At 60.4% G+C, this 10,231-nt stretch carries 9 protein-coding genes; 2 read left to right on the forward strand and 7 right to left on the reverse strand.

Annotation, left to right across the window (positions count from 1 at the left end):
• Positions 1-213: 213 nt before the first annotated feature.
• The 7 genes from AB7S84_RS14150 to AB7S84_RS14180 form a co-directional block, all read right to left on the reverse strand.
• Positions 214-1,164: a UDP-glucuronic acid decarboxylase family protein gene (locus tag AB7S84_RS14150; RefSeq protein WP_428155197.1), complete on the reverse strand. Its 951-nt coding sequence runs from the start codon at positions 1,162-1,164 to the stop codon at positions 214-216.
• A gap of 192 nt (positions 1,165-1,356) precedes the next feature.
• Positions 1,357-3,435 (reverse strand): ATP-binding protein, encoded by a 2,079-nt coding sequence (locus tag AB7S84_RS14155; protein ID WP_428155200.1) that lies wholly within the window; start codon positions 3,433-3,435, stop codon positions 1,357-1,359.
• A 29-nt stretch (positions 3,436-3,464) separates the two neighbouring features.
• Complete coding sequence (locus AB7S84_RS14160; protein WP_428155202.1) at positions 3,465-3,929, reverse strand: hypothetical protein; 465 nt, start codon at positions 3,927-3,929, stop codon at positions 3,465-3,467.
• 28 nt (positions 3,930-3,957) lie between these two features.
• Complete coding sequence (locus tag AB7S84_RS14165) at positions 3,958-4,347, reverse strand: response regulator (RefSeq protein WP_428155204.1); 390 nt, start codon at positions 4,345-4,347, stop codon at positions 3,958-3,960.
• 404 nt (positions 4,348-4,751) lie between these two features.
• Positions 4,752-6,653 (reverse strand): polysaccharide biosynthesis protein, encoded by a 1,902-nt coding sequence (locus AB7S84_RS14170; RefSeq protein ID WP_428155206.1) that lies wholly within the window; start codon positions 6,651-6,653, stop codon positions 4,752-4,754.
• 399 nt (positions 6,654-7,052) lie between these two features.
• A complete protein-coding gene (gene wecB / locus AB7S84_RS14175; RefSeq protein WP_428155208.1) occupies positions 7,053-8,213 on the reverse strand; it encodes a non-hydrolyzing UDP-N-acetylglucosamine 2-epimerase in 1,161 nt (386 codons plus the stop codon).
• Positions 8,214-8,350: 137 nt separating this feature from the next.
• Positions 8,351-8,992 (reverse strand): YdcF family protein, encoded by a 642-nt coding sequence (locus AB7S84_RS14180; protein WP_428155210.1) that lies wholly within the window; start codon positions 8,990-8,992, stop codon positions 8,351-8,353.
• A 415-nt stretch (positions 8,993-9,407) separates the two neighbouring features.
• Between AB7S84_RS14180 and AB7S84_RS14185 the strand changes: the two genes are divergently transcribed.
• On the forward strand, positions 9,408-9,647 hold the full coding sequence (locus AB7S84_RS14185; protein ID WP_020878471.1) for a ribbon-helix-helix protein, CopG family: 240 nt from the start codon (positions 9,408-9,410) through the stop codon (positions 9,645-9,647).
• The gene (locus AB7S84_RS14190) at positions 9,644-10,036 is read left to right on the forward strand and encodes a type II toxin-antitoxin system VapC family toxin (protein ID WP_020878472.1); all 393 of its coding nucleotides are present in this window, start codon (positions 9,644-9,646) and stop codon (positions 10,034-10,036) included. The genes AB7S84_RS14185 and AB7S84_RS14190 overlap by 4 nt, the downstream gene beginning before the upstream one ends.
• Positions 10,037-10,231: the final 195 nt, after the last annotated feature.

The raw sequence follows: 10,231 nt of genomic DNA on the forward strand, positions 1-10,231 counted from the left end.
TCCAATATAGGCTGAAGACTGAAGGCTGAAGGCTGAAGGGGTGCGTCCGCGACGAACGGAGCGGTGATACCCCTTCAGTCTATTTAAGCTGAGGGCCGAAGACTAACGGTTTAAGACTATAGGCTGAAAGGGGCGCCCCTGCGACGAACGCGGCGTTTGTGCCCCTTCAGCCTTCAGTCTTCAGCCTCTTCAGTCAGCCTTCAGCCTCTTCAGCTATTCCCCCAGCAACCCCTCGAAATAGGCGATGGTCCTGCTCAGGCCGTCTGCCAGGGGGACCTTGGGTTCCCAACCCAGCCGTTCTCTGGCCAGGCGGATGTCCGGCTGCCGCTGGCGGGGGTCGTCGGCGGGGAGGTCCTTGAAGACGATCTCGGAGCGGGAGCCCGTGAGGTCGAGGATCCGGCGGGCCAGCTCCAGGATGGTGAACTCGTTGGGGTTGCCCAGGTTGACCGGTCCGGTGAAGTCGTCCGGGGAGGCCATGAACCGGACGAAGCCCTCGATGAGGTCGTCGACATAGCAGAAGGATCGGGTCTGGGAGCCGTCGCCGTAGATGGTGATGGGCTCGTTTTTGAGGGCCTGGACGATGAAGTTGGAGACGACCCGCCCGTCGTCGGGGTGCATCTTGGGGCCGTAGGTGTTGAAGATCCGGCCCACCTTGATCTGCAGCCGGTGCTGGCGGTAATAGTCGAAAAAGAGGGTCTCGGCGCAGCGCTTGCCCTCGTCGTAGCAGGAGCGGATGCCGATGGGGTTGACGTGGCCCCAGTAGCCCTCGGGCTGGGGGTGGACCGACGGGTCGCCGTAGACCTCGCTGGTGGAGGCCTGGAAGATCCTGGCCCGGATGCGCTTGGCCAGCCCCAGCATGTTGATGGCGCCGTGAACGTTGGTCTTGATGGTCTTGACCGGGTTGTACTGGTAGTGGATGGGGGAGGCCGGGCAGGCCAGATTGTAGATCTCGTCCACCTCCACGTAGAGGGGGAATGTGACGTCGTGGCGGATCAGCTCGAAGTAGGGGTTGTCCATGAGGTGGAGGATGTTGCGACGGCTGCCCGTGAAAAAATTGTCGACGCAGATGACGTCGTGCCCGTCGTTCAGGAGCCGCTCGCACAAGTGCGACCCGAGAAACCCGCCGCCGCCGGTGACCAGGATCTTTCTGGGTGTGTGTTTCATCGTATCTCCCTTGGCGCCTTCGCGCCGTTGTGTAAAATTAAAGGCTGAAGACTGAAGGCTAAAGGCTGAAGGCTGAAGGGATTCGCCTGTAATGCTCGGCGCGTTTAAGCCTTTTCAGTCTCTATGCGTTCCATGCTTGAAAGGGAGCACCTGCGACGAATGCGGCGCTTGCACCCCTTCAGCCTTCAGCCTTCAGTCTTCAGCCTTCAGCCTCCTCTTATCATTTTTCTCCCGGAGCCTCAATTGCCGCAGTTTTTCGGCCAGGGTTTTTCGGGAAAAGGGCTTCTGCAGGAAAGTGACCCCGTCGTCCAGGACGCCGTGGTGGGCGATGATGTCGGCAGTGTATCCGGACACGAACAGGACCTGGATATCGGGGTGGGTCGACTGCAGCCGTTGCGCCAGATCCCGGCCGCTCATTCCCGGCATGACGACGTCGGTGACCAGCAGGTGGATGCGCCCCGGATGGGCCGCGGCCAGGGTGACGGCCTCCTCGGGGCCGGTTGCCGGCAGCACGGTGTAGCCCAGCCCCTCGACCAGCTGTTTTCCCATCTTCAGGATGGCGGGCTCGTCCTCCACCAGCAGGACCGTCTCCCCCCTGCCGTTGGGGGCCTTTTCAGGAAGGGCGTCTCCCGAAGCCGGGCCGGCATCGGCATGATGGCGGGGCAGGAATATCCGGACCCGGGTGCCTTTTTCCAGTTCGCTGTCGACATGGATGAATCCGTGGTTCTGCCTGACGATGCCGTAAACCGTGGCCATGCCCAGGCCGGTGCCCCTGCCGGAGGCCTTGGTGGTGAAGAAGGGCTCGAAGACCTTCTCCAGCGTCTCCGGAGCCATGCCGATGCCGTTGTCGGTCACCGTAATCATGACGTATTCGCCCGGTTCGAGCGTTGCCGGGTGATCGCCGTCTCCGGATCCGTCGACAACGATGTTGTGGGTTTCGATGGCGATTTTCCCGACATCGGTGACGGCGTCCCGGGCGTTGACGCAGAGGTTGGTGATGATCTGGTCCACCTGGGCCGGATCGATCCTGACGGGCCACAGCCCTGTTCGGGGCGACCACGACAGTTCGACGGCCTCGCCGATGAGGCGCCGAAGCATCCTGAGCATGCCTTCCACGGCGTCGTTGAGATTGAGTACGACGGGAGCCGCGGTCTGGCGTCGGGCAAAGGCCAGCAACTGACGGATGATGTCCGCCGAGCGCCCGGCCGCCGACAGGATCTCCTCGAGATCGTTGCGAAGCGCGTCTCCGGGATGCAGCCGGGTCAGGGCCAGCTCCGAATAGCCGGTGATGACGCTCAGCATGTTGTTGAAATCGTGGGCCACGCCCCCGGCCAGGCGACCGACGGATTCCATCTTCCGGGCCTGGGCCAGCTGCCGCTCCAGAATGTCGTGGGCGGTCTCCCGCTCGATCCGTTCGGTGATGTCCCGTACGAAGACCAGGGCACCGTCGGCATCCCCGTAGCGGATGGGCACAGCGGACGTCTCGACGGCCACTGCAATGCCGTCCATGCGCAGGTAGCGCTCCTCCAGGAGGGGGACCGGGCGTTTCTCCCGCATCAACCGATCCAGGCGGCCGTCGACGATTCCGTGGAAATCAGGATGGATGAATTCGCGTATGGACCGCCCCGCAAGAGCGTCGGGAGAGGGGGCCTTGAGGAGTCGGGCCGTGGCCTGGTTCAGATAGGCGAAGCGGCCGTCGACATGGACGAAGATGGCGTCGGGGGAGCTTTCCACCAGGAGCCGGAACCGGGCCTCGCTCTCTTCCAGAGCCGCCTGGGTCCGCATCCGCTTATCCACCTCCTGTTTAAGAACCGCTGTTTCCCGGCGGGCGCTCAGGGCCGCGCTCAGGCTCCACACCAGGAAAATCGTCAGAAGGGCCGCCGCCGAGGCGCCCAGGTAGACGGTCGTGCGTTTCGTCAGGAACGGCTTTTCGAGGTCTTCGGTCCGGGCCAGAACAAGGATGTGCCAGTTGGTGGAGGGGATGGGGACAGGTGATGCGTAGCGTCGTCGCGCGGGGGAGAATCTTTGGATCTCCCGCCGCAGGGCCGAAGGCGACAGAGAGGCCTTCAGTCCGAGGGCCGGGATGGACGAGGCGATGATCGCGTCCCCGGGGCCGACAACCACCACGTCCCATTCCCGGGTGTCCGTGGATGCGACGATGATGTTTTCCAGCAGCTGGGCGTGGATGACGGCAACGAGGGTGTGAACGACGCGGCCCTGCCTCAGGACCGGCACCCGCACCGTGATGTAGGCCCGGGGGTGGTTCCCCACCGCGAATTTCCGGCTCTCCCAGACCTGTTTCAGCGAGGCCGGGTCGGCCAGGGGGGCAGGGGGGTTCCCTCGGGGATGCGCAGATTGAAGACCGGGCCGTGCCGGTCGGTAAGGACGAGGGTGTACCATTCCGGGTGGATCCGCCAGAGCCGCTCGGCCTCCCGGCGGAAGGCGGCGAGATCTCCCCGGTCCAGGGTGTCCGAGGTCGCCAGGCCCCGAAGCAGTGCCGCCTGCTCGCCCACGGTCCGATCGATGATGAAGGCCAGGGACTCGGCTCTGGTCTGAAGAAGGCTCCGAATGGCGGATTCCTGCTGCCGGGTGAAGAGCAGCAGCATCACGGCCGCAAACAGGATCAGCGGCACCACGCCTGCCAGATGCGGCCGGACCATCCAATCTATCCGATATTTTTTGAATATCACGATGATCAGTCTTTTGAGGTTGAAGGCTGAAGGCTGAAGGGCTGCGTCCGCGACGAACGGGACATTCATGCCCATTCAGCCCTCAGCCCTCAGTCTCCAATTTTCAGCCTTCACCCAGCCTGTCGGCCAGCAGCTGCTTGATGGTTTTGATGTTGATGGGCTTGTAGAAATAGGCGTCGAATCCCGCGGCCCTGCATTCGGAGAACTCGAACTTGTTGGCGGCGCCGGTCATGCCGATGATGAAGGCGTCGGGGTGATCCTTCCGGACCTGTTTCGCGAAGGCGAATCCGTCCATCCCGGGCAGGTTGATGTCGACGAACATGACGTCGAATTCCGCCGTCCCGAGTGCCTCCAGGGCTGCTTCCGCCGAGCCGAACGCCTGAACGGCATACTGGGGGAAGGCATGGATGAAGAGCTTCTGAATGGGCTGGTCGTCGTCCACCACCAGAACCCGCCGCTGCCGCTTGTCGTCGATACCGTCACCTGAAACCATAGTCACCTTCTTTTCGTTTGAGTTCTGACGATCTCATTACTCTTCTCAATTGCGCGTCATGGTTTCAGTAAAAAACTGCCGGAATGAATCAAAATCATCGGTCATGGGGTCGGGCCAGGCAACCTGCCTGATATTTAAAGAAAAAAGGGTCGAAAATCACCGTATTTGACCCTTAAACCGCCATTTTTAAGGGTAAAATTGAAGGGTTTAATGGCGAATCGTAAATGGAAGCGGATGTTCCCGGCATTGACAATTCACCGATCCTTAAACCTGCCATTTTGCCCTCAAAAATGACCGTTTAAGGCGATATTCCGGACTATTTTCATGGGTTATCTTTGTAATAACAATGGGTAGGCTTGGCCCGACCCCAATATATAACATTTCCGTCGATGCGTCTACGTCTGTTAGAGGATGCATTCGCTGTCCTGGAGGTCGTATTCCGGGACGATCTCCTGGATTTTGAGGCGGATGGCGCACCCGTCGTACCCCTGGGCCATGGCGGCCAGTTCGTTGATCCGGGTCGTCAGCCGGTCCCGGTACGGCGCTTGCCCTCCCAGGCCGTCCCAGTCGTCTCCGGCCTTGAGCACCATGATCTTTTCGTGGGCCGTGGCGACGATGCCCTCGCCACGGGTGATGAGCTCCTCGTAGAGCTTTTCCCCCTCCCGCAGGCCGGTGAAGACGATCTCGACGTCGGTGTCGGGCTCCTTGCCCGAGAGGCGGATGAGGTCCCGGGCCATGTCGACGATTTTGACGGGGGTGCCCATGTCGAGGATGAAGGTTTCGCCGCCCTCCCCCAGGGCGCCGGCCTGCAGCACGAGCTGGGCCGCCTCGGGGATGGTCATGAAGAAGCGGGTCACCTCGGGGTGGGTGATGGTGACCGGCCCCCCGCGAGCGATCTGCTCCCGGAAGAGGGGGACCACCGAGCCCGCGGAGTTGACCACGTTGCCGAAGCGCACCGTCATCATCCGGGTGCCGCCGCCGCTGCAGGCCGCTCCGATGAGCTCGCAGACCCGCTTGGAGGCGCCCATGACGTTGGTGGGCCGCACCGCCTTGTCGGTGGAGACCATCACGAAATGGCCCACGCCGTGCTTCACGGCGCTCTCCATGAGGACCCGGGTGCCCATGATGTTGTTGGTGACCGCCTGCCAGGGGTTCCGCTCCAGCATGGGCACGTGCTTGTAGGCGGCGGCGTGGAAGATGACGTGGGGCCGGTACCGGCGCATCACCCGCTCCACCAGGGCCTTGTCCTGGACCCCGCCCAGCACGGTGACGTATTTCTGGTACCCCACCCGGTGCTTGAGCTCCATCTCGATGCCGTAGAGGTTGGGCTCGGACGCGTCGAAGAGGATGAGGTTTTCGGGGGTGAACCGGACGATCTGGCGGCAGAGTTCGCTGCCGATGCTGCCCCCGGCGCCGGTGACGAGGACCCGGCGGTCCTTGAGATAGCTTTCGATCTCGGGGACGTTGAGGCGCACCGGGTCCCGGCGGAGGAGGTCCCGGTAGTTGACGTCCCGGAGGGTTTTGATGGAGACCTTGCCGTCGATGAGCTCGGCCAGGCCCGGCAGGGTCTTGAAGGGAACCCTGGCCGCCTTGCAGGCATCCACCATGGTCCGGATCTGGCGGCCGCTTGCGGAAGGCGCCGCGATAAGGACCTGTCCGACCTCGTGCTTCCTGACGATGCCGGGAAGCGCCGCCACGGTTCCCAGCACCGTGATGTCGTGGATCGACCGCCCCTGTTTTCCGGGGTCGTCGTCGATGAATCCGACGACGTTGTAATAGAGGCTCCGTTGTGTGGAGATCTCCCGGAGGATCTTCTCGCCGGTGGTGCCCGCCCCGATGATCAGGGTGGGGACGCCGCGCTGGTACGGCATAACCTCCTGGGATACGCCGTTCTTGTTTTGGAAGTACTGAAAGACCAGGCGCATGCTCAGCCGGAACCCGCCGATGAGCAGAAAGGTGGTTGCCGTGTCGATGATGAAAACCCCCCGGGAAAAGCCCTGAAACCGGCTCAGGACCAGGACGGCGGAGACGACCACCAGGCTGGAGAGGATCACCGCCTTGGCGATCCGCCACATCTCCGCCAGGCCGGCGTACCGGAACATCCCCCTGTAGAGCTTATATAAGAAGAAGACCGTAAGTTTGAGGGGGACCACAAGGGCCAGCAGGGCCGACATCTGCCGATAGTCGGCGGGTCTCAGTTCAAAATCGAATCGGATCAGGTAAGCGAGGAAAAGAGAGAGACAAACGAGGCAGAGGTCAATGCAAAAAACAACATAAAATCGGGGGTTTCGGATCTGATATATCATATGCCGCACCGCATCCGGATATGAAAGGTTCGAGACGCCAATGCCGACGTAGCAGGATCGCGCCGGGTGTCAATTGCCCATTCCTTTTCTTATAGGGGAACGAAGGAAAATTGTCAACGGTCTCATAGCTTATGGGGTCGGGCCAAGCAACCTGCCTGATATTTAAAGGAAAAAGGATCGAAAATCGCCGTATTTGACCCTTAAACCGCCATTTTCAAGGGTAAAATTGAAGGGTTGAATGGCGAATCGTAAATGGGAGCGGATGTTTCCGGCATTGACGATTCACCGATCCTTAAACGTGCCATTTTGTCCCCAAAAATGACCGTTTAAGACGATATTCAGGGCTTTTTTCAGGCTTTATTTATGTAATAACAATTGGTTGTCTTGGCCCGACCCCAATTAATCCCCGGCCAGCGCCGTCACGATCCGCGCCGCCGTCTTGCCGTCCCACAGCTCCGGGCGGGCGGGGGTTCGGCCCCGCTGCAGCATCTCCCGGCAGGTTTTGCGGATCCGGTCCACGTCGTTGCCCACCAGCACGCTCGCGCCGCCGTGTTCCCGCAGGGTCACGGGCCGCTCCGTGTTCCACCGCAGGGTCAGACAGGGGGTTCCCAGAACGCAGCACTCCTCCTGAAGCCCGCCGGAGTCGGTCAGCACCATGGCGGCGTCCATGTTGAGGCGTAGAAGCTCGTGGTAGCCCAGGGGGGTGAGGAGGACCATATTCCGGGCGGCGGCCACCCGGTCCCACAGCCCGAAGCGCCTGAGCTGTTTTTCGGTGCGGGGATGAACCGTCCAGAGGAGGGTCAGCTCCCGGGTCAGCTCGTTCGTCAGGAAGTCGACGATGGCCCCGAGAATCGCCGGGTCGTCCACGTTGGAGGGCCGGTGAAGGGTCAACAGCGAAAACCCTTGGCCCGGGTCCGGCACCGCCCCGAGACCCCCGCCGCCCATGCGGTTTCGGTTCACGATATCCGCCACATCGAGGGCGGCCGCCTTTTCCCGCTGGGCCTCCAGGGTGTCGATCATGATGTTGCCCACGAACCGGATCTGTTTCTCGGGAACCCCCTCGGCCCGCAGGTTTTCGCCCGAGAGCCGGTCCGGCGTGAAGAGCAGGTCCGAGAGCCGGTCGGTCACCAGCCGGTTGACCTCCTCGGGCATCGTCATGTCGCGGGAGCGGAGCCCCGCCTCGATGTGGGCCAGGCGGACATGCTCCTTCTTGGCGGTGATGGAACAGGCGCAGGTGGCGTTGACGTCCCCCACCACCACCACCCAGTCGGGCCGCTCCTGCCGCACCACCTTCTCGAAGGCGATCATGGTGAGCCCCACCTGCTCGGCGTGGCTGCCCGAGCCGATGCCCAGGTTGATGTCGGCCTCGGGGATGTCCAGCGCCTTGAAAAAAGCCCGCGACATGTTGTCGTCATAGTGCTGGCCGGTGTGGATCAGAAGATGGCGGATGCCGGGCGCGCCCGATCCCGCTAAAGATTGGTTGTGGGCCTCCACGGCCCGGATGAACGGCGCGATCTTCATGAAATTGGGCCGCGCCCCCACAACAGAAACAATTTTCACAGCTGAACCTCCTTGTAAAGGCTGAAGACTGAAGACTGAAGGCTGAAGGGGTGCGCCTGCGAGGAACGGGGCGCCGATCTCCTTTCAGCCTTGATTTTAAGGGGTCGAGCCAAGCAAGCTGCCCCAATTTCCCACCCTCAATCCATCTGAAATAACAGCACCGATCGCAAAAAAGCAACCCCCGCGCCATCCTCAGCTCCCCGGGGCGGCAGCTCCCGGCTCGCGGCATAGCGGGCCGCCTCCAGGAGGCTGCCCCAGAATTCCACCATCTCGTTGTGGGCGCGCTTGAAGTGGGCTTTCTGCCAATCCATGGGGGAGGCGGGAAAGGGCCCGGGGGGCGTGGGGCAGGGGAGGATCCTCACGTCCGTGCCCAACAGCATCAGCTCCAGGAGCAATCGGGAGCGCGGCATGTGGTACGGGCTGGTCACCAGCAGGCAGGACTTGAGGGCCTTTTCCCGGATGAGGCGGGCCGTGAGCAGCGCATTCTGAAAGGTGGTTTCGGCCCGGTCTTCGATGAGGTGCCGGAAGGCGGGTCTCCTGCCGACCCATTTCCGGTCCAGGGCGGCGGCGCGCCGAACATCGGCCGGAGACAGGATGAGATAAGGCGCAAGCCCCCGGCGGGCCAGGGCGTACCCCTCCCGGGCGCGCCCGTCAGCGCCCATGAAAACCACCACCGCGTCGGCCTTCTCCACGGCGGCGGGCCGCGTCAACAGCGCATAGAAAACACCGGCCTGTGCGAGCCACGCCCCCACCAGCAGCATGAACAGAGATCGAATCATGTTATCCTTCAAATTTCTAAGTATTCATGGGGTCGGGCCAAGCAACCTGCCTGATATTTAAAGAAAAAAGGGCTAAAAATCGCCGTATTTGACCCTTAAACCGCCATTTTCAGGGGTGAAATTGAAGGGTTCAGTGAGAAATCATGAATGGGTGCGGATGCTTCCGGCATCGACAATTCTTCGCTCCTTAAACCTGCCGTTTTGCCCCCAAAAATGACCGTTTAAGGCGATATTCCGGCCTATTTTGAGACATTATTTCGGGAATAACAATTGGTTAGCTTGGCCCGACCCCAATTTCTCAATTTCTCCAAATGAATTGATACACAAATCCCAGCCAAAAACGTCTTGACGGTCGATCATCCCTGTAATACATTTCTGAAAAAAGAGATACAATAAAATAAAGCAGGAGACGGCCATGCCCATCAGTTTAAGAATTCCGCCGGAAACAAATTCCCGCCTTCAGGCATTGGCGGATAAAAAAGGTAAAACCAAAACCGCACTGATACTCGAAGCCCTGGATGAAAAATACAATCTCAAGAAAAGCCGTCGTGAGTTAATCAGGGAGTTGTCCGGATGGATGTCTCCGGATGAAGGGACCGAATTGCGCGAAGCCGCGGCGGTGTTTGATAAGGTGGATGAAAGGGACTGGCCGTGAGGTTGGTGCTCGACACGAATATCTACTGTGATTTTGCCGAAGGCGTACCACAAACCGTAGATATAATGGCGGAGTTGGGTGAATCCATCTATCTCCCGGCCGTCGTCATCGGCGAACTGTTTTATGGGTTTATGAATGGCCGACGGCGGGAGTGGAACGAAATGAAACTGAATGAAATTATCGAGAAACTGCAAATAACGGTCATCGATGTCACACAACCGGTTGCTTCAAAATATGGGCTGATTTACCTTTCGCTGGTTAAAAAAGGCCACAAAATTCCCCTGAACGATGTCTGGATAGCGGCCTGCTGTATGGAGGTTGGGGGGACGCTGTTGACCCGGGACCACCATTTTGAGTATGTGGAACAGATAGACAAACTGATTTTATAGATGCGAATGGGCTGAATCCGGCCACACGGGCCAAATATCCTTCGTGTTCACGGATGTTCACGGGGTCGGGCCAAGCAACCTGCCTGATATTTAAAGAAAAGATGGTCAAAAATTGCCGTATTTGACCCTTAAACCGGCATTTTCAGGGGTAAAATTGAAGGGTTTAGTGAGAAATCATGACTGGGTTCGGATGCT

Source organism: Desulfococcus sp. (assembly GCF_050178255.1).
Lineage (GTDB): Bacteria > Desulfobacterota > Desulfobacteria > Desulfobacterales > Desulfococcaceae > Desulfococcus > Desulfococcus multivorans.